General features: G+C 72.0%; 17 protein-coding genes. 10 read left to right on the plus strand and 7 right to left on the minus strand.

The genetic code is table 11. The features are described from left to right. The first annotated feature begins 21 nt into the window (after positions 1-21). Entirely contained in the window at positions 22-519 is a 498-nt protein-coding gene (locus SAVERM_RS23470; protein ID WP_037649112.1) for a GbsR/MarR family transcriptional regulator, read from the plus strand. Between the two features lie 125 nt (positions 520-644). On the opposite strand, the gene SAVERM_RS23475 is transcribed toward SAVERM_RS23470, so the two are convergent. Beyond that, complete coding sequence (locus SAVERM_RS23475; protein ID WP_037649114.1) at positions 645-2,165, minus strand: APC family permease; 1,521 nt, start codon at positions 2,163-2,165, stop codon at positions 645-647. A 236-nt stretch (positions 2,166-2,401) separates the two neighbouring features. Between SAVERM_RS23475 and SAVERM_RS23480 the strand changes: the two genes are divergently transcribed. Both SAVERM_RS23480 and eutC read left to right on the plus strand, forming a co-directional pair. After that, positions 2,402-3,796 (plus strand): ethanolamine ammonia-lyase subunit EutB, encoded by a 1,395-nt coding sequence (locus tag SAVERM_RS23480; RefSeq protein WP_010985969.1) that lies wholly within the window; start codon positions 2,402-2,404, stop codon positions 3,794-3,796. Further along, positions 3,793-4,581, plus strand: coding sequence for an ethanolamine ammonia-lyase subunit EutC (eutC, locus tag SAVERM_RS23485; protein ID WP_010985970.1), 789 nt, complete (start codon positions 3,793-3,795; stop codon positions 4,579-4,581). Before SAVERM_RS23480 ends, eutC begins: the two co-directional genes overlap by 4 nt. Before the next feature lie 292 nt (positions 4,582-4,873). Here eutC and SAVERM_RS23490 read toward each other — a convergent pair whose 3' ends face one another. Then, positions 4,874-5,731 carry a diacylglycerol kinase catalytic domain-containing protein gene (locus tag SAVERM_RS23490; protein WP_010985971.1) on the minus strand — a complete coding sequence of 286 codons (858 nt, stop codon included), beginning with the start codon at positions 5,729-5,731 and terminating at the stop codon, positions 4,874-4,876. Positions 5,732-5,926: 195 nt separating this feature from the next. Here SAVERM_RS23490 and SAVERM_RS23495 point away from each other — a divergent pair, with 195 nt between their 5' ends. Beyond that, positions 5,927-7,210 carry an adenylosuccinate synthase gene (locus SAVERM_RS23495; protein ID WP_010985972.1) on the plus strand — a complete coding sequence of 428 codons (1,284 nt, stop codon included), beginning with the start codon at positions 5,927-5,929 and terminating at the stop codon, positions 7,208-7,210. Positions 7,211-7,437: 227 nt separating this feature from the next. Here the strand turns inward: SAVERM_RS23495 and SAVERM_RS23500 are convergent, their stop codons facing one another. The 4 genes from SAVERM_RS23500 to SAVERM_RS23515 all read right to left on the minus strand — a co-directional run bounded on the left by SAVERM_RS23500 (position 7,438) and on the right by SAVERM_RS23515 (position 12,890). Next, positions 7,438-8,088, minus strand: coding sequence for a hypothetical protein (locus SAVERM_RS23500; RefSeq protein WP_010985973.1), 651 nt, complete (start codon positions 8,086-8,088; stop codon positions 7,438-7,440). A gap of 74 nt (positions 8,089-8,162) precedes the next feature. Continuing rightward, entirely contained in the window at positions 8,163-10,631 is a 2,469-nt protein-coding gene (locus SAVERM_RS23505) for a dolichyl-phosphate beta-glucosyltransferase (RefSeq protein ID WP_010985974.1), read from the minus strand. After that, the gene (locus SAVERM_RS23510) at positions 10,628-11,332 is read right to left on the minus strand and encodes a GntR family transcriptional regulator (protein ID WP_010985975.1); all 705 of its coding nucleotides are present in this window, start codon (positions 11,330-11,332) and stop codon (positions 10,628-10,630) included. The genes SAVERM_RS23505 and SAVERM_RS23510 overlap by 4 nt, the downstream gene beginning before the upstream one ends. 202 nt (positions 11,333-11,534) lie before the next feature. Continuing rightward, positions 11,535-12,890, minus strand: a complete 1,356-nt coding sequence (locus SAVERM_RS23515; protein WP_010985976.1) for an aspartate aminotransferase family protein — start codon at positions 12,888-12,890, stop codon at positions 11,535-11,537. A 200-nt stretch (positions 12,891-13,090) separates the two neighbouring features. On the opposite strand from SAVERM_RS23515, the gene SAVERM_RS23520 reads away from it, so the two are divergent. The 3 genes from SAVERM_RS23520 to SAVERM_RS23530 are packed head-to-tail and all read left to right on the plus strand — an operon-like array spanning position 13,091 to position 16,283. Beyond that, a complete protein-coding gene (locus tag SAVERM_RS23520; RefSeq protein ID WP_010985977.1) occupies positions 13,091-13,693 on the plus strand; it encodes a type 1 glutamine amidotransferase family protein in 603 nt (200 codons plus the stop codon). Then, entirely contained in the window at positions 13,690-14,145 is a 456-nt protein-coding gene (locus SAVERM_RS23525; protein ID WP_010985978.1) for a MarR family winged helix-turn-helix transcriptional regulator, read from the plus strand. Before SAVERM_RS23520 ends, SAVERM_RS23525 begins: the two co-directional genes overlap by 4 nt. 47 nt (positions 14,146-14,192) lie before the next feature. Then, on the plus strand, positions 14,193-16,283 hold the full coding sequence (locus SAVERM_RS23530) for a serine/threonine-protein kinase (RefSeq protein ID WP_272922962.1): 2,091 nt from the start codon (positions 14,193-14,195) through the stop codon (positions 16,281-16,283). A gap of 118 nt (positions 16,284-16,401) precedes the next feature. Here SAVERM_RS23530 and SAVERM_RS23535 read toward each other — a convergent pair whose 3' ends face one another. After that, positions 16,402-17,148, minus strand: coding sequence for an SLATT domain-containing protein (locus tag SAVERM_RS23535; protein WP_010985980.1), 747 nt, complete (start codon positions 17,146-17,148; stop codon positions 16,402-16,404). A 353-nt stretch (positions 17,149-17,501) separates the two neighbouring features. On the opposite strand from SAVERM_RS23535, the gene SAVERM_RS23540 reads away from it, so the two are divergent. From SAVERM_RS23540 to SAVERM_RS23550, 3 genes are all read left to right on the plus strand, one after another. Continuing rightward, positions 17,502-17,843, plus strand: a complete 342-nt coding sequence (locus SAVERM_RS23540; RefSeq protein WP_010985981.1) for a YbaB/EbfC family nucleoid-associated protein — start codon at positions 17,502-17,504, stop codon at positions 17,841-17,843. 112 nt (positions 17,844-17,955) lie between these two features. Continuing rightward, on the plus strand, positions 17,956-18,555 hold the full coding sequence (recR, locus tag SAVERM_RS23545; RefSeq protein WP_007383602.1) for a recombination mediator RecR: 600 nt from the start codon (positions 17,956-17,958) through the stop codon (positions 18,553-18,555). After that, positions 18,548-19,207 carry a DUF5063 domain-containing protein gene (locus SAVERM_RS23550; RefSeq protein WP_010985982.1) on the plus strand — a complete coding sequence of 220 codons (660 nt, stop codon included), beginning with the start codon at positions 18,548-18,550 and terminating at the stop codon, positions 19,205-19,207. The genes recR and SAVERM_RS23550 overlap by 8 nt, the downstream gene beginning before the upstream one ends. The last annotated feature ends 134 nt before the right edge of the window (positions 19,208-19,341 follow it).

A 19,341-nucleotide genomic window follows, 5' to 3' on the forward strand; every position in this document is an offset into this window, starting at 1 on the left:
AGCAGGGGAGATGATCGGGGAATGACGGAAACGAGCGGGGCCGGACGGGACGCGGAAGCGGTCTCGAAGTTCGTCGAGAGCTTCGCCGCGCAGCTCGTCGAGGCAGGCATGCAGCGGATGCCGGCCCGTGTCTTCGCGGCGCTGCTCGCCTCCGACTCCGGCACCCTGACCTCCGCCGAGCTGGGCGAGCAGCTCCAGGTCAGCCCCGCCGCGGTCTCCGGGGCGGTGCGCTACCTCGCGCAGCAGCACATGGTCTCCCGCGAGCGTGAACCCGGTTCGCGGCGGGAGCGCTACCGCGTGCACAGCGACCAGTGGTACGAGCTGCTGACCAACCGGGAGGCGGTGCTCAAGCGGTGGGAGCACGCCCTGCGCGAGGGCGTCGACAGCCTCGGTGCCGGGAGCCCGGCCGGCCGCCGGCTCTCCGAGACCCTCGCGTTCTTCGAGTTCCTGGACGGCGAGATCGCGTCGATGATGGACCGCTGGCGCCTCCACCGCGAAGAGCGCTTCGGCCAGGGCTGAACCCCGCCGAAGCGCTGAACCCCGCGGCCCCGGGGCTGAGGTGCTGGGCCCTGCGGCCCCGGGCTGAAACGCTCAACCCCGCGCCCCCGGGGGCCGAAGCGCTCAACCCCGCGGTCCCCGCCGGGCTACCGCTCCTTCGTCTCCTCCAGCACCGTCCGGCCCAGCAGCGCATACCGTTCCGGCGCGCGCCGCTTCAGGTACTGCGCGTATCCGACGCCGCCCACCGCGATCAGGGCGACGATCCAGGGCGTGGCCCTGAGGATCAGCGCGCCCGACTCGGGGCCGGCCGCGACGCCCATGTTGGACACCAGCAGCACCACGACCGCGAGCATCGCGAGGCCGCCGATGAGCGGAGCGGTGAACGTCCGGAACCAGTGGCGGCTCTCGGGGTGGTTCTTGCGGAAGTAGGCGAGCACCGCGAACGAGCACACCGCCTGGACCACCAGGATCGCCATCGTGCCGAGGATCGCGAGCAGGACGTACGTACCGCTGTACGGGTCCTTGCCGACGGCCCAGAACGCGCCGAGCAGGACCGCGCTGACCACCGTCTGCACCAGCCCCGCGATGTGCGGGGAGCCGTGCTCGGGGTGCGTGCGCCCGACGGTGCGCTGAAGCGAGGGCAGGACGCCCTCGCGGCCGAGCGCGTACATGTAGCGGGCGGCGCAGTTGTGGAAGGCCATGCCGCAGGCGAGCGAGCCGGTGATCATCAGCCACTGCATGACGACCACCGCCCAGTGGCCGACGTAGTGCTCGGTGGGGTTGAAGAACAGGGCGAGCGGGTTGGCGGAGGAGGCGGCCCGGACGGCCTCCGTCTCGCCGTTGCCCGTGATGGCCATCCAGGAGACGAAGACGTAGAAGACGCCGACGCCCAGGACGGAGATCATCGTCGCCTTGGGGATGATCTTCTTCGGGTCGCGCGACTCCTCGCCGTACATCGCCGTCGACTCGAAGCCGACCCACGACCAGAAGGCGAAGAAGAGGCCGAGTCCGGCGCTGGTGCCCTTGAAGGCGTTGACCGGGTTGACCGGGCCGAAGGTGAAGCCGTGCGGGCCGCCGCCGTGCACGGCGACCGAGACGGCCATCGCCGCGAGGACGGTGACCTCGGTGGCCAGCAGCACCACGAGCAGCTTCTCGGCGACGGACACCCCGAACCAGGTACCGGTCGCGTTGACGGCGAGCATCAGGAGCGCGAAGAGCCACCACGGGATGTCGAGGCCCGTCTGGTCCTTCAGCGTGGTGGTCGCGAAGGACGAGAAGATCCCGATCAGGGCCGGCTCGAAGACGACGTACGCGAAGGTCGCGAGCAGCCCGGAGGCGAGACCCGCGGTGCGGCCGAGGCCGTAGGAGATGAAGCCGTAGAAGGCGCCGGTCGAGGTGATGTGCTTCGCCATCGAGGTGAAGCCGACCGCAAAGATTGCCAGTACGACCATTGCGACGAGGTAGCTCGCGGGGGCGCCGATGCCGTTGCCCGACGACACCATGAAGGGCACGTTGCCGGTCATGGCGGTGATCGGCGCGGCGGTGGCGACGGCCATGAAGACCACGCCGAGCAGGCCGATGGCGTTGGGCTTGAGCCGGTGAACGGCCCCTCCGGGTTCGGCGCTTGCGCCCGCCGCCTCGGGGGCCACGCCCTCTTGTACTGCCATCGGGTGGCCCCTTCCCTCGTTCACTCGGTGTGTCCCGCGCGTCGGAACTCTGCCCGGACTCTGCACGGAATATGAGTCGTGTCACCGGTCGCGACGTTAAATGTTTGTCAACCAGACCTTTAGAGCGGCGAGGGAACGAACGTCTGCGTTAACTCTGCGGCGGGGCATGGACCCGCCGCCCGGCCCCTTCGTACGGTCGCGGGCATGAGCACTCACTTCGTACGGCGGTCGCGGGCATGAGCACGTACACCGCCCGCCTCGGCGGCCGCACCCACTCCTTCCCCTCCCTCGCGGCGCTGCTCGCCGCCGCGAGCCCCGAGCGGTCCGGGGACCGGCTGGCCGGGCTCGCCGCCGACTCCGCCGAGGCGCGGGTCGCCGCGCGGTGGGCGCTGGCGGAGGTGCCGCTCGCGCGGTTCCTCGCCGAGCCGGTGATCCCGTACGAGGACGACGACGTGACCCGGCTGATCGTGGACACCCACGACGCGCGGGCGTTCGCGCCGGTGGCCGGTCTTTGCGTCGGCGAGTTCAGGGAGTGGCTGCTGTCGGACGCGGCGGACGCCGGGTCGCTGGCCGCGCTCGCCCCCGGGCTCACGCCCGAGATGGTGGCGGCGGTCTCCAAGCTGATGGGCAACGCGGACCTGGTCGCGGTCGCGCGCAAGGCGCGGGTGGTGACGGCGTTCCGCTCGACCATCGGCCTGCCGGGGCGGCTGGCGACCCGGTTGCAGCCCAATCACCCCACGGACGACCCGGCCGGTGTCGCCGCCGCCCTGCTGGACGGACTGCTCCTCGGCTCCGGTGACGCGGTGATCGGCATCAACCCGGCGACGGACAGCCCGAAGGCGGTACGGGACCTGCTGGAGCTGCTGGACGGAGTGATCCGGCGCTACGCCATCCCCACCCAGTCGTGCGTCCTGTGCCATGTCACGACGAGCATCGACCTGATGGAGCGCGGCGCCCCCGTCGACCTGGTCTTCCAGTCCATCGCGGGCACGCAGGCGGCGAACGCGTCCTTCGGGGTCACGCTGGGTCTGCTCGACGAGGCGTACGACGCGGCGCGTGGGCTCGGCCGGGGGACGGCCGGGCAGAACGCGCTGTACTTCGAGACGGGCCAGGGCAGCGCCCTGTCGGCGAACGCGCACCACGGGGTGGACCAGCAGACGGTCGAGGCACGGGCGTACGCGGTGGCCCGCCGCTACGACCCGCTCCTCGTCAACACGGTCGTCGGCTTCATCGGCCCGGAGTACCTGTACGACGGCCGGCAGATCCTGCGGGCCGCGCTGGAGGACCACTTCTGCGGCAAGCTGCTCGGCCTGCCGATGGGCCTGGACATCTGCTACACGAACCACGCCGACGCGGACGACGACGACATCGCGACGATGCTGACGATGCTCGGTGTCGCCGGGGCGTCGTTCGTGATCTGCACACCGGGCGGCGACGACATCATGCTGAACTACCAGTCGGCCTCGTACCACGACGCGCTGTATCTGCGGGAGGTGCTGGGGCTGCGCCCGGCACCGGAGTTCGAGGACTGGCTGTCGCGCATCGGCCTGCTGGACGATGCCGGGGCGATCCGGGACGTGACGGGCACGGCGCATCCGCTGACGGCGATCGGGCGGGAGCTGGCCGCATGACGAACCGTCCTCCTGCCGCGTACGAAGGTGAATCCGACCGGGCGATGTGGGCGGCTCTGCGCCGCCACACCCAGGCCCGGATCGGCCTCGGCCGCGCCGGCAGCGCGCTGCCCACCCGGCACCGGCTCGAACTCCAGGCCGCGCACGCGGCGGCGCGGGACGCGGTGCACACGCCCTTCGCACCGGACGTCGTCGCGGCGGCCCTGACCGGATTCCCGACGATCCGCGTGCGCAGCGCCGCCCCCGACCGGCTCGGCTACCTCCAGCGCCCCGACCTGGGCCGCCGGCTGGACGCCGCCGACCGGGCCCACCTGCCGCGCGACGACTGGGACGTGGTCTTCGTGGTCGCCGACGGTTTGTCGAGCCGGGCGGTCCACGAGCACGCGGCGGCGATGGTCCACGCGACGACGGCGCTGCTCCCCGCGGACCTGCGGGTGGCGCCGGTGGTCCTCGCGGAGCAGGCCCGCGTCGCCCTCGGCGACGACATCGCGCACGCCATGGGCGCCCGGATGACGGTGGTCCTGGTGGGGGAACGTCCGGGCATGTCGGCGGCGGACTCCCTGGGCGCGTACCTGACGTACGCGCCGCGCCCGGGCACGACGACGGACGCGGACCGCAACTGCCTGTCCAACATCCGCCCGCCCCTCGGCCTGGCCTACGCGACGGCGGCGGCGAGACTGACGGCACTGATGAAGCGGGCCCACGAGCTGGGCCGCACCGGGGTGGACCTGAAGGACGAGTCGACCGAGTCGGCCGAGGCCCCTGCCCTCACTCCGACGACGTAGCCGCCTTTCCGCTCGCGCGGGGTGCGTGGCCGCCCGGCCGGGGTGTGCGGCGGCGCCCCGCCCGCTCACTGAGGCAGCCCGGGCCTCCGGGCCCTTCCGTCGTTCGTCCCGGAGGCTGACCGCTCCCCGGGGGGCGTGGCCGTGCCCCCGCTCTTCCCGGCAGCCCGGGGCCCTTCCGCTCGCGCCCGGGAGCGTAGGCCATGCCCCGCCGCTCTTCGCGGGGGCCCGGGGCCCGGGCCCCGGCCGCTTCCGTTCGCGTCGCGCCCGTGGGGCGTAGCCGCGCCCCTCCCGCTCACCCCGGCAGCACCAGCCCCCAGGCCCGCTCCCGGAGCGTCCACGTGCGGGTGCGTACCGGGCCTCCGACCGCCGCGTCCGCCCGGTACCGGAAGTCGGCCCCGGACACCGTCACGCGCCGCCCCGCCGCCCGCAGCGGTGCCACCTCCGCACCCACCGACACCGGCCGCACCTCCACCCACGCCCCGCCGGACGCGCCCGGTGTCACGGACACCCCCGCCACCGGCTGGTCCAGGTCGACGAGGGTCACCCCGTCGACCTCGATCCGCAGCCGCGACGGCCCGGGGCCGGGCGGCGCGGAGGCGAGCCGCGACGGGCGGGTCGCCAGCGTCCGTACGAGGGACTGACAGGTCCGCAGCCACGGGTGGGCCAGGGCCGGCCCCGGGACCACGCCCTCGGCCGCCAGCTCGGCCGTGCCGCGCGCCCACGGGATCCGCAGATCCCCGAGCACCACCCCGTCACTGTCGTCCACCAGCAGGTCCAGCCACTGCTCCGCCCCGTCCAGCACGGTCCGCGCCGCCGCCACGGCGCCCGTGGGCACCCCCAGCGACCGCGCGAGGGACAGCGTCCGCCCCACCGGCACGAGGGACAGCGCGCACGCGCCGAGCTCCCGCTGCCGGTGCAAATGCGCCACCGCCCGCAGCAGCGCCCGGTCGTCGCCCACCACCACCGGCCGCCGGGACCCCCGCCGGGCCAGTGCGCGGGCGAATTCCTCGGGCCCCTCCGGGAGGCACACCTTCGTGGACGCACCCGCGCTGAGCACGTCTTTTGCGATCCGTACCGACTCACCGTCGCTGTGACGGGCGACCGGGTCGATGACCACCAGGAGCTGGTCGGAAGTCGCCACCTCGGTCATGCCTCGCTTCCTCGGGTAGCATCTTTGTGCAAGAGCCCCTTGCGCTATTGCGCCAGGGGCTTCGTCTATTCCGGGGCATCCGGTCCGACGGTCGCGGCCTGTGAAGGTCGCCGGGGTATGCAGCCAACGCACTCGTGCGCTGGGCGCGTACGCCCCCGACCATGGACATGCCCCGCCCGGAAGGGGTGTACGCGCGTGCCCGCACTTGTGCTGCTCGGTGCTCAGTGGGGTGACGAAGGCAAGGGAAAGGCCACCGACCTGCTCGGTGGTTCAGTGGATTATGTGGTGCGCTACCAGGGCGGCAACAACGCCGGCCACACGGTAGTCGTGGGCGACCAGAAGTATGCCCTCCACCTCCTCCCTTCCGGAATCCTCACACCGGAGTGCACTCCGGTCATCGGAAACGGTGTCGTCGTCGACCCGTCGGTCCTGTTCTCCGAGCTGAACGGACTGAACGAGCGAGGCGTCGACACGTCCAAGCTCCTGATCAGCGGAAACGCGCACATCATCACGCCTTACAACGTGACGGTGGACAAGGTGACGGAACGCTTCCTCGGGAAGCGGAAGATCGGCACGACCGGGCGCGGCATCGGCCCGACCTACGCCGACAAGATCAACCGCGTGGGTATCCGCATCCAGGACCTGTACGACGAGTCGATCCTGACGCAGAAGGTCGAGGCGGCCCTCGACGGCAAGAACCAGCTCCTCACCAAGGTCTTCAACCGGCGCGCCATCGAGGCCGGCCAGGTCGTCGAGGAGCTGCTGACGTACGCGGACCGGCTCAAGCCGTACGTCGCGGACACGGTGCTCGTCCTCAACAAGGCGCTCGACGACGACAAGGTCGTGCTCTTCGAGGGCGGCCAGGGCACGCTCCTGGACATCGACCACGGTACGTATCCCTTCGTCACGTCCAGCAACCCCACCGCGGGCGGGGCGTGCACGGGCTCCGGTGTGGGCCCGACGAAGATCAGCCGGGTCATCGGCATCCTGAAGGCGTACACGACCCGTGTCGGCGCCGGTCCCTTCCCGACCGAGCTCCTCGACGAGGACGGCGAGGCGCTGCGCCGCATCGGCGGCGAGCGGGGCGTCACGACCGGCCGGGACCGCCGCTGCGGCTGGTTCGACGCGGTCATCGCCCGCTACGCGACCCGGGTGAACGGTCTGACGGACTTCTTCCTCACCAAGCTCGACGTCCTGACGGGCTGGGAGCAGATCCCGGTCTGCGTGGCGTACGAGATCGACGGCAAGCGCGTCGAGGAGCTCCCGTACTCGCAGACCGACTTCCACCACGCGAAGCCGATCTACGAGAACCTCCCGGGCTGGTCGGAGGACATCACGAAGGCCAAGACCTTCGAGGACCTCCCGAAGAACGCCCAGGCCTACGTCAGGGCCCTGGAGGAGATGTCGGGCGCCCCGATCTCCGCGATCGGAGTGGGCCCGGGCCGCGACGAGACGATCGAGATCAACTCGTTCATCTAGCCACGGCTGAGGATTCACCCGGCCACCGCTGACGAGAGGGGCGTCCGACCGGACGCCCCTCTCGTATCGGGTGGGGCGTCCTGCCGCTGCACCCCGCGCCGACCCGACACGACGGGCCTATGCTGAAAGTCGCCCGCGAGGCAGACGGCCCACGCCTTGGTGCGAGGGCCGTCCGCGTGTTCCGGCGGCTGAGGACGGGCGTCAGCTGAAGCGGCTGAGGACGGGCGTCAGCTGAAGATGATCATCGATCCCTGGGCGAGGCTGCGCGTGGCGGCCGCATGCAGCCCCAGCCACACGTGCCGCTCGCGCGCGAACGGGCTCGGGTCGTAGGGAGCGGCCACCGCCGGTTCCTCCAACTCCGTGGGGGCGCCCGGCGGCTCGGGTGCGGCGGGCGGGTTCGCCGGGTCGATGCCGATCGACGGGGCGACGAACTCCAGCTCGCGCAGCAGTGTCTGGGACGAGCCCAGCGGGCCGCCGCCCGCGAGGAGTTCGTCGCTGGACAGCGGGTGCGGGAAGTCGACCGGGACGTACGCGCCCGCGTGGTCGTAGTGCCACACCAGGTGGGACTGCTGGGCGTTCGTCTCGAACATCTCCAGCAACTGCTCGTAGTCCCCGCCCAGTTCGTCCACCGGGGTCACCGCGAGACCGCACATCTGGAGCAGGTACGCCCGCCGCAGGAAGTGCAGCGCGTCGTAGTCGAAGCCCGCGACCGGGGCGACCTCCCCGGTCAGCCCGGGCATGTACTGGTACACCGGCACCGGCGGCAGCCCGGCCTCGCCCAGCACCTTGTCGTAGAGGGCGAGTTCCTCGGCGAAGGGGTTGTCGGGGGTGTGGCACAACACGTCGACTAGCGGGACCAGCCACAGGTCACAGGCCAACAGACAGCTCCTCTAGTGGGACGACACGGACGACACCAACGATGGTCAGGGCAGCGTAGTCGGTCGCGAACGGGTCAGCTCCCGTCGTGCAGATCCCATACCCACACCCCGTCGACCCACTTCCCCGGGCGCCCCACGAGCTTCTCCACGGCCGCCCGCAGCGCGTCCTCGCGGCCCTGCGGGGCGAGCACGAGCGCGCCCGCCTTCCAGTAGGCGAAGTCGGCCTTCGCCTGCGCCTGCCAGTCCTCGCCGATCTGCGGGACGACGCCCTTGTAGTAGATGTCGCTCAGGAGACTCGAGGTGGAGCGGGGGGAGGCGCCGTAGATGCCGATGCGCTCCTTGCCGTACGGGCCGTTGAAGTAGCCACCGGGCAGCTTGAACCCGAGGCCCGCCGCGGTCTGCCAGTGCAGCGCCTCCGCGTTGCCGGAGTCGGGGAGCGGGACCGGTACGAGCGTCTCGCCCTTGTCGACGTCGACGTACGACTTCCAGGTCCCGTCCGCGATGAAGGCGGGCACCTCGGCGCGCTCCACGGTCTTCAGCGGCGCCGGGACGATCGGGAGCAGCGCGAGGGCCACCGCCGTGAGTCCCAGGAGCCGTGTGCTCTGGCTCGGGGTCCTTACCAGCCGCTCGATCGCGAGGGCGAGCAGCATGCCCAGCGCGGGCGCGCAGATCATCGCGACCCGCCCCTCGATGACCGACTCGAACAGCGGCTTGTCCGCCAGCAGCGCCCACGGGCCGGGCATGGTGATGTCCGTCAGCGGGATGCGGAACCTCGGGCCCAGGGAGAGGACGGCGGCGGCGATCGTCGTGAAGGCCAGCGCCTTGACGACCGCGTGCTCCCACAGCCGGATGACGATCGCGAAGGCGAGCGCGGCCAGCGGCCAGCCGTAGAAGGCGTTCTGCTCGGTCGGGTTGAGGGACAGCGCGTTCGCCGTCAGCTCGTCGCCGGCGATCGCCGAGCGCTCCGCGAACGACAAGAGCGCGAGCGGACTGTTGCCCGCGTTGTCGCCGTGCAGCACGCTCTTGTAGCTCTGCGGCCCGAAGAACTGCCAGTACAGGGGGAGGGCGACGATCGGGAGGCAGACGGCCGCGCCGATCCCGAGACCCTTGAGCAGGGGGCGCCAGGCGGCCCGCGCGACCTCCCGCCGCGCGGCCGCGTACGCCCCGGCGAAGAGCACCGTCCCCAGGGAGGCGAGCAGCAGCGGCTCCTCGCCGAGGAAGATCTGGTACGCCACCATCAGCCCGAGTACGACGCCGTCCCGGACGACCCGGGCGCCCGTACACAGCCGCAGCGCGCGGTCGATGATCAGCGGGACCATGAACAGGACCACGAAGTTCGGGTGCGCGTTGGCATGGCTGACCATCGGCGGGGCGAAGGCGGCGAGCGCCGCGCCGACGAAGGCCGCGCCCCGCTGCCGTACGACCCGTTTGACGATCAGCCAGTACCAGGCCGCGGCCGTCGCGGCGAGGCCGAGGGTCATGACCAGGGCGAGGGTGAACGCGGGGCCGGCGAGCAGCGTGAGCGGCGCGAGGGGCACCGACAGGCCCAGCATGACCGTGTTGGCCATCAGGTTCACGCCGTCGGGGAAGCCCTGGAAGGTGGTGAAGAGGGGATTGCGCAGCTGGCTGACGTTGTCGGCCGTGACCGCGAAGAACCACTCCCACTGGTTCTGGTCCTGGAGGGAGGAGGGCAGATAGCGGTGGCCGGGGTCGGCCCAGCGGCCCGACTGGAGGGCCACCGCCAGCAGCAGGAACAGGGCCGCGGCCAGGAGGTCGGCGGGGCGGACGGAGCGGGCCTTGAGGAGGGTCAGCTCGGCGAGGACGCGGCCGTAGTCGGCGGGCCGTACCTTCGAGCCGGACTGGTGGGCCCAGCGCACCGGCACCTCGGCGACCGGCCATCCCGAACGCCGGAAGTGCTGGAGCACCTCGACGTCGATGCCCCAGCCGTTGAGCCGGGACGCGGCGAACGCCTCGCGGGCGCGGTCGCCGTCGAACAGTTTGAAGCCGCACTGGGTGTCCCGGATGCCGGGCACGGCTATCCGGCGTATCAGTAAGTTACCGGCCCGGCCGAGCAGTTCGCGCATCCGGTGCTGGCGCCGCTCGATGGCCGCCCCCGCCGTGGCCCGGGAGCCGATCGCGGCCGCTTGCCCGTCGGTGAGCGCCTTGTCGAGCTGCTCCAGCTCGTCGATCGGGGCGGCCAGGTCGGCGTCGGTGACGAGGACCCGGCGTCCGTACGAGGCGAGGACGCCGAGCCGCAGGGCGTGTCCCTTGCCGCGGTTGCGGGGGCTGGTGACGAGCTGGACGCGGGTGTCACGGGCCTTGGCGGCGGCGACCACGTCCCTCGTCCCGTCCGTGGACCCGTCGTCCACGACGATCAGCTCCCACTCGCCCCAGCGGTTCTCGTTCTCGCGCAGATGGTCGACGATCGCGTCGAGTGTGGGGCCGAGCCGCTGCTCCTCGTTGTACGCGGGAACGACTACGGAGAGATCGATGGAGGTGGCCGGCATGTCCTCTATGACGTCGGGAACCTGCGTCGCGCTCATCCGGCGCTCCCGGCGGCCAGCCGTTCGACCAGGTCGAGGGAGTGCGCGTTGTACGCGGTGACGACGGCATGCGCCCCGGCGGGGTCACGGCGGGCGAGGGCGTCGACGAGATCGGTGTGGCGGGACCAGAGGCGGCCCTTGAGGTCGGACACCCTGCGCAGGTGCTGGACCGCGCAGACCCAGGACTGGACGCGCAGCCGGTGCAGGAAGTCGGCGAGATAGGGGTTGCCGAACAGGGCGCTCAGTTCGCGCCAGAAGCGCAGGTCGTAGCCGATGAGGATGTTCAGGTCACCGGCGCCCGCGGCCCGCTCGGCCTCCTCGCCGCGGCGGCGCACGACGGCGAGGTCGGCGGCGAGGCGGGGGTCGGACGGGTCCCGTCCGTCACCGCCGGTGAGCTGGTGGAACATCCCGTCCGTCACGAGGCTGCGGGCCTCGATCATGCCGCGGTAGTCGGCGAGGGAGTACGCGCGGACCTCGAAGCCGCGGTGCTGCACCGCGTCCAGGAGGCCCTGTGCCGACAGATCGACGAGGGCCTCGCGGACGGGGGTCGCGGAGACGCCGTACTGGTCGGCTATCTCCTTCACCGTGAACTCCTGCCCCGGCTGGAGCCGGCCGGCCAGCACCTCGTCGCGGAGCGCGTCCGCGATCTGCTGCCGCAGGGTGCTACGGGTCACGGCGCCATTGCCGCCGGTGCCGGGCATGGTGATCGGGATCTCCCTCCGCGTACGGGTCGTCTATGAGCACGTCACCTTACGCGGTGGGGTTCCCGGGGGGCCTGGCTGGCGCCTGGCCGGTGGTCCTGCGCGACCCACGGCCGGTGGGCCTGAGCGCAGCCGGTCGGGGGCCCTGTTCGCATAGCGCCCAGGGCCCCGACCGGCTGTCGGCGTCGGCGCCGGCTGTCGGCTAAACCGTGTACTCGTCCGCCACCGAGAGGGCCGCGTCGAGGGCCGCCAGGCCTTCCTTGGCCTCGGCCTCCGTGACGTTGCACGGGGGCACGACGTGCGTGCGGTTCATGTTGATGAACGGCCACAGGCCGTTCGCCTTGGCGGCGGCACCGAAGGCGGCCATCGGCGCGTTCGCCTCGCCCGCCGCGTTGTACGGCACCAGCGGCTCCCGCGTCTCCCGGTCCTTGACCAGCTCCAGCGCCCAGAACATGCCGACACCGCGCACCTCGCCCACGGACGGGTGCCGCTCGGCCAGCTCGCGCAGCCCCGGCTCGATGACCCGGGCGCCGAGGTTCGCCGCGTTCTCGACGACCCCCTCCTCGGCCATGACGTTGATCGTGGCGACGGCGGCGGCGCAGGCGAGCGGATGCCCGGAGTAGGTCAGACCGCCCGGGTAGGCCCGCTTCCCGAAGGTCTCGGCGATCTTCCCGGAGATCGCGACACCGCCCAGCGGCACATATCCGGAGTTCACGCCCTTGGCGAAGGTCATCAGGTCGGGTGTGACGTCGAAGAGATCCGCGGCGAACCACTCACCGGTCCGTCCGAACCCGGCCATCACCTCGTCCAGGACGAAGACGATGCCGTACTTGTCGCACAGCTCACGCACCCCGGCGAGATATCCGGGCGGCGGAACCATGATCCCCGCGGTCCCCGGAACGGTCTCCAGCACGATCGCGGCGATCGTGCCCGGCCCCTCGAAGGCGATGGTCGTCTCCAGGTGCTCCAGCGCCCGCTCGCACTCCTGCTGCTCGGTCTCCGCGTAGAAGCGCGACCGGTAGAGGTACGGCGCCCAGAAGTGCACGACGCCCGCCGAGGCGCTGTCGGAGGCCCAGCGGCGCGGATCACCGGTGATGTTGACGGCCTGCTGGGTGCCACCGTGGTAGGAGCGGTAGGCGGACAGCACCTTGGGCCGCCCGGTGTGTATCCGCGCCATGCGCACGGCGTGCTCGATGGCGTCGGCCCCGCCGTTGGTGAAGAAGATCTTGTCGAGGTCTCCGGGCGTCCGCTCGGCGATGAGCCGGGCCGCCTCGGACCGCGCCTCGACGGCGAAGGCGGGCGCGAAGGTGGTCAGGCTCGCGGCCTGCTCCTGAATGGCGGCGACGACCTTGGGGTGCTGGTACCCGATGTTGGTGAAGACGAGTCCGCTGGTGAAGTCCAGGTACCGCCTGCCGTCGTAGTCCCAGAAGTACGACCCCTCCGCACCGGCGACGGCGAGCGGGTCGATGAGCTCCTGCGCTGACCAGGAGTGGAAGACATGCGCACGGTCCGCGGCCTTGACGGCGGCACCGACCTGGGGATTCGGCTGAGGGGTCATGGCGCCGAGGGTAGATGTCCGCGGCACGGACAGGACATCGGCGTCCTGTCTGCGGTCGGGACGGGAACGCGACAGTCTGTCCACCACCGCCTTATTGACAGTGTGCTGTCGTATTGACGGGGTACTGTCGTAATGACAGGATGCTGACAAGTGCTCGGGTCCGTCCCGCAAGCGCTTCGGGGTCCGTCCAAGGAGGAGCCATGACCCGCAAGCCCGCCCACCTCGCCGTCTACGACACCTTCGCCGACTGGGAGACGGGGCACACGACCGCCCACCTCGCCCGCGCCGGATACGCGATCCGGACCGTCGGCCCCACCCGTGAGCCGGTCACCACCCTCGGCGGCATGCGCATCCAGCCCGACCTCGCGCTCGACGGCCTGCGCCCCGAGGACAGCTCCCTGCTGATCCTCACCGGCGCCGACCTGTGGGACTCCGGCGACGACCTCGCCCCCTTCGCCCGCACGGCCCGTGCCTTCCTCGACGCGGGGGTGCCCGTCGCCGCCATCTGCGGTGCGACCGCCGGGCTCGCCCGGGAGGGCCTGCTCGACGACCGCGACCACACCAGCGCCGTCTCCTTCTACCTCGCCGCCACCGGATACGGGGGCGGCGAGCGGTACGTGGACGCCGACGCCGTCACCGACGGCAACCTCGTCACCGCGGGGCCCACCGAGCCCGTCGCCTTCGCACGCGAGGTGTTCCGCCTGCTCGGGGTGTACGAGGGGGAGGTGCTGGACGCCTGGTACCGGCTGTTCCACGACTCGGACGCGGCGGCGTACGCGGTCCTGGAGGAGGCCGCGCGGTGAGCCGGGAGCGCCAGGACCTCTTCAGCCGCGGTGCCCTCGCCGTCTTCCGGCTCAACGGCCAGTTCCTGGGCGTGGCGGAGGAGCTGGCCCGGCCCGCCGGGCTCACCGCCGCCTGGTGGCAGGTGCTCGGGGCGGTGCTCGGCGAGCCGCTGCCCGTGTCCGGGATCGCCCGGGCCATGGGCATCACCCGGCAGAGCGTGCAGCGCATCGCCGACCTGCTGGTGGAGCGGGGACTCGCCGAGTACCGCCCCAACCCCGCCCACCGCCGCGCCAAGCTCCTCGCCCCGACGGAGGAGGGGCGCGCGGCCGTCGCCAGGATCGGTCCCGGTCACGCCGCCTTCGCCGGCCGGCTGGCGCAGGCCCTGGGCGACGCCGAGCTCGCCGAGGCCGTACGCGTGCTGGAACGGCTGTCGAACACGCTCGACGAGATCACGCCTGTTACGGAACCGTAGACACCGCTCCGCCCACCCGCCCGTACGGCCGCACTATCCTCGGTCTGTTGCTGGCGTACGGGGGCACACCGGGGGAAGGCGGCGCGGCGGTGGAGAAGCTGGGAGCGGGGGATCCGCAGCGTATCGGGGCATATCGGCTGCTGGCGCGGCTCGGGGCCGGCGGGATGGGGCAGGTGTATCTGGCCCGGTCCGACCGGGGACGTACCGTCGCCGTGAAGCTCGTACGGCAGCAGCTCGCCGAACAGGACGAGTTCCGGGCGCGGTTCCGGCAGGAGGTGCAGGCCGCGCGGCGCGTCGGCGGGCACTGGACCGCGCCCGTTCTGGACGCGGACACCGAGGCCGCCATCCCGTGGGTCGCCACCGGGTACGTCGCCGGGCCCACCCTCCAGACCGTCGTCGGGAGCGATCACGGCGCCCTGCCCGAGCGGTCCGTCCGGATCCTCGCGGCCGGGCTCGCCCACGCCTTGCAGGACATCCACGCCGCCGGACTGATCCACCGGGACCTCAAACCGTCCAACGTGCTCGTCACCATCGACGGGCCCCGGGTCATCGACTTCGGTATCGCCCGCGCCCTGGAGACCGTCACCGACGTGCGGGCTCAATCACACAGGAAACCGGCGCGCTCGTCGGTTCGCACCGGGTTTCATGGGCACCCCGAACAGGTGCGCGGCGACCGCGTCACACCCGCGTGCGACGTCTTCTGCCTGGGATCCGTCCTCGCGTACGCCGCCACCGGCGCCCTTCCCTTCGGGACCGCGAGCAGCGGGGTGCACGCCCTGATGTTCCGCATCGCCCAGGAGGAACCCGACCTGACCGGCGTCCCCGAGGGGCTCGCCGATCTCGTACGGGAGTGTCTGCGCAAGGACCCGGCCGCGCGGCCGCCGCTGGAGCGGATCCTCGAGCGGACCGGCGCCGAGGACACCGTGGCGGACGGGCGGTCCCGGGACCCCTGGCTGCCGAGCGCCCTCGTCGCCCAACTGGGGCGCCACGCGGTGCGGTTGCTCGACGCGGAGGATCCGGAGACGGACGAGGAGCCGGAACGGGAGGGCGCTCCGACGGCGGGCGCTCCGACGGCGGGCGCTCCGACAGCGGGTGCTTCGGCCGGGGGTGCTTCGGCCGGGGGTGCTCCCGCCGCCCCCGCGGACACTCCCGTGTGGCCCGGCGCCGCCGCCGTGCTGTCCACTCCGGCGGCCGCTTCCGGCACCCCCGGCCCGCCCCACGCCCCGAAGCGGCCCGAGGTCTCCCCCGAGCACGGCCCCGCCTCCGACGCCGGCGCCCCGAACGGCGCCGTACCGCCCCCGCCCGGCAGCCCCGCCCCCGTGGACCGGCTGCCCACCCAGATCGTCGGCCCGGGCCGGACGGCCCCGCCGGCCGCCCCGCCCGCCTACGGCTATCCGCAGCAGCACCCGCAGCAGCACCCGCAGCCCTCCGCGTACGGCTATCCGCAGAACGCCGGCTGGGGCGGTGCCCCGGCGTACGGCGGGCCGGGGCTCGGCTCGACCCCGCCGTACGGGCCGGTCGTCGGCGCCCCCGGGCAGCAGGAGCCGCCGCGAAGAAGCGGGCGCTCCACGGCGGCGCTGGTCGTCGTCGCGCTGGTCGTCGCGCTCGGGGCGGGCGGTTCGGTGTACGCGCTGATGAAGGGCGGGGACAGCGGCACGACCAGTGACGGCAAGCCCTCGCCCGTCGGCTCCGCGTCCACGGACCCCGGCCCCGGCAGCTCCGACCCGTCCGACCCCGCCACCCCGTCCACCGGGGACCGCACCACGCGGTCGACCGCGGGCGGCGCGATCCCGGAGGGCTACCTCGGCACCTGGACGGACGGCATCGACAACTCCAACGGGCACAGCACCCGGCGCCTGGTCATCCGGCAGGGCGAGGTCGGCGACACTGTCCTGTCACTGACCGCGGACGGTCCGGCCGGCAGCGGCACGTACCACTGTGTCTTCAAGGCCGATCTGGCCGAGAAGCCGAGCGGTGACGGCCCGCTGGAGATCGGCCCGTCCACGGTGACCGTGGGCGAACCGGCCTCTTCCTGCACACCGGGCGACGCCTCCGAGATCACCCTCCTCCCGGACGGCAGCCTGCGCCGGGTGAAGAAGGGCACCAGCGAGGCGCTCACGTACACGAAGAGCGACTGAGCCACCCGCACCGGGCCCGCCTCGCAGTCCGGCGCTCCCGCATGGCCCCTCACGGTCCGGTGCTGGCGTGCGGCCTCTCGTGGTCCGGTGCTGCCGTGCGGCCCCTCGCGGTCCGGCGCTACCGCGCCTCGGGTGGCCGCTGCCGAGGCATGTTCGGCCGGGTCCCGGGCGGCGGTGGCACGGCGAACCTCCCCGGCGCCACCCCGTCCATCCGCGCGGCTCCCGCCCCCACCGAATGCATCCCGAGCGGCGCGGAACCCGTCCGGAACTCCACCATCCAGTCCGCCGTCTCCGCCCGCACCAGTTCCGTCACGTCCTCCGAGAACCGCCGCAGCACCCCCAGGCACCGCTCGGACGCCTCCCCGGCGGTCCCCTCGGCCGGCCCCAGCACCTCCCGCACGCTCTCCGACGCCCAGTCGAACTGGAGCGCCTGAAGCCGACGCTGCACCGCCTGCGCCGTGGCCACGTCCCGCATCCACCCGGACGTCACGCCGAAGAACCGGTCCCCGGCCACGCACGCCACCCCGAGCAGCAGCGCCAGATACGCCCACGGCGTCGCCCCGCCGACGACCCCCGTGAGATCGAGCAGCGGCAGCGCGGCCCCGCACACGGCCCCCACCGCCGCACCGGTCCGCAGGGCCCGCGCGCCCCGCCGCTTCCACCTCCGGTCGGCGAGATACCAGGCGGCGGTGTCCAGCGCCCCACGCTCCACCCACCGGTACAGCTCGTCGAGCCGCTCCGCGGGCTCCCCCCAGTCGCCGAGCGGGAACGGCCGTCCCATGAGGTCACCCGACCGCAGCCCCGCGCCGCCGTCGCCCCGACCGTCCTGGGCCGACCCCTCGGGCTGCATCTCCGGCTGGCTCACCCGGCACTCCCTACTCAAGACCCAAAACTGTGTGACAGCCGCAGGACGGAAGCCTGCGTGACACCTGTGCTGAATGGTGCTGGATGGTGCTGAAGCGCAGCCCCTTTCCTACCGCCCAATGGGTGGCGATGACCCGGGTTTCGCCGCTTTTCCGCCCAGAAGAGGGCCTTGATCAGGTATAGGCCACGTGCTGATCTCACCCGAAAGAGTGCCGGGAAGAGTGCTGGAGCGATCGCCCCCATGACCACGTAGGCTCGTGCCAGGCGGCAAACCCGCCCTGACAGCCGTACGGACAGCCGTGCGGACGTCGCACCGACAGTCGTACTGACAGCCGTATGAACCAGGAGCTGATCGTGATTCCCGGTGGTGGCCAGCCCAATATGCAGCAGTTGCTCCAGCAGGCCCAGAAGATGCAGCAGGACCTTGCGAACGCGCAGGAGGAGCTGGCGCGTACCGAGGTCGAAGGCCAGGCGGGCGGCGGGCTGGTGAAGGCCACCGTCACCGGCTCCGGCGAGCTGCGGGCGCTCGTCATCGACCCGAAGGCGGTCGACCCGGAGGACACGGAGACCCTCGCGGACCTGGTCGTCGCGGCCGTGCAGGCGGCGAACGAGAACGCGCAGGCGCTCCAGCAGCAGAAGCTCGGCCCGCTCGCCCAGGGGCTGGGCGGCGGCGGCATCCCCGGCTTGCCCTTCTAAGACGGGCAGCGGCCAACTACCGTACGTACTGAAGCACTCGTACTGAAGCATCCGTACAGAAGCAACTCGTACAGAAGCACCTCGTACGGAAGCACTCCAGGAAGGCAGTCCGTTGTACGAAGGCGTGGTCCAGGACCTCATCGACGAGCTGGGGCGGCTGCCCGGCGTCGGTCCCAAGAGCGCGCAGCGGATCGCCTTCCACATCCTTCAGGCCGAGCCGACGGACGTCCGCCGCCTCGCGCAGTGCCTGATGGAGGTCAAGGCGAAGGTCCGCTTCTGCGCGACCTGCGGGAACGTGGCGCAGGAAGAGCTGTGCAACATCTGCCGCGACCCGCGCCGCGACCTGTCCGTCATCTGCGTGGTCGAGGAGCCCAAGGACGTCGTCGCGATCGAGCGCACGCGCGAGTTCCGCGGCAAGTACCACGTGCTCGGCGGCGCGATCAGCCCGATCGAGGGTGTGGGGCCGGACGACCTGCGGATAAGGGAGCTGCTGGCGCGTCTCGCGGACGGCACGGTGACGGAGCTGATCCTGGCCACCGACCCGAACCTGGAGGGCGAGGCCACGGCGACGTATCTCGCCCGCATGATCAAGCCCATGGGCCTCAAGGTCACCCGCCTGGCCAGCGGCCTCCCTGTGGGTGGCGACCTGGAATACGCGGACGAGGTGACCCTCGGGCGCGCCTTCGAGGGGAGACGACTCCTAGATGTCTGACGCCACGCTGCACAACACGACGCAGGACCCCGACGACTTCGCGGTCCAGATCGCGGATCAGGTGGAGAGCTTCCTCGTCGCCGTCACGGAAGTGGCGAAGGGCGACGAGCCGGACTCGGCCGTCCCCTTCCTCCTGCTGGAGGTCTCCCAGCTGCTGCTGGCCGGCGGCCGTCTCGGCGCGCACGAGGACATCGTCCCCGACGAGCGTTACGAGCCGGACATGGGCCCGGAGCCGGACGTCGACGAACTCCGCGAGCGCCTGGCCACGATGCTGGATCCGGTGGACGTCTACTCGGAGGTCTTCGACCCGTACGAGCCGCGCAAGGCCCCGGTGCCGGCCCGCATCTCGGACGACCTGGCCGATGTGATCGCGGACCTGCGCCACGGCATGGCCCACTACCGCGCGGGCCGCACCACCGAGGCCCTGTGGTGGTGGCAGTTCTCGTACTTCTCGAACTGGGGCTCCACGGCGTCCGCGACGCTCCGCGCCCTCCAGTCCCTGGTCGCCCATGTCCGCCTCAACCAGCCCCTGGAGGAGCTGGACGGCCTGGACACCGACCAGGACCTCAGCGAGGACGCCCTCGCGGAGGAGGCGGGCCGGGTGATGGCGAGTGAGATCGCGGGCCCGCTGGGGTTGCGGACGGTCAGGTAGGAGGCCACTGCCTCACTTGAGGCCTTCTGAGGTCTTTTGGCGCCTTCTGGGGCCTTGAGGCGGGGCCGGAATGTGATGGCGGGCAACAGGAGTACGCGCACAGCCGCACCCCCATGCTTGAAAATTAAGTCACA

Source organism: Streptomyces avermitilis MA-4680 = NBRC 14893 (genome assembly GCF_000009765.2).
Classification (GTDB): domain Bacteria; phylum Actinomycetota; class Actinomycetes; order Streptomycetales; family Streptomycetaceae; genus Streptomyces; species Streptomyces avermitilis.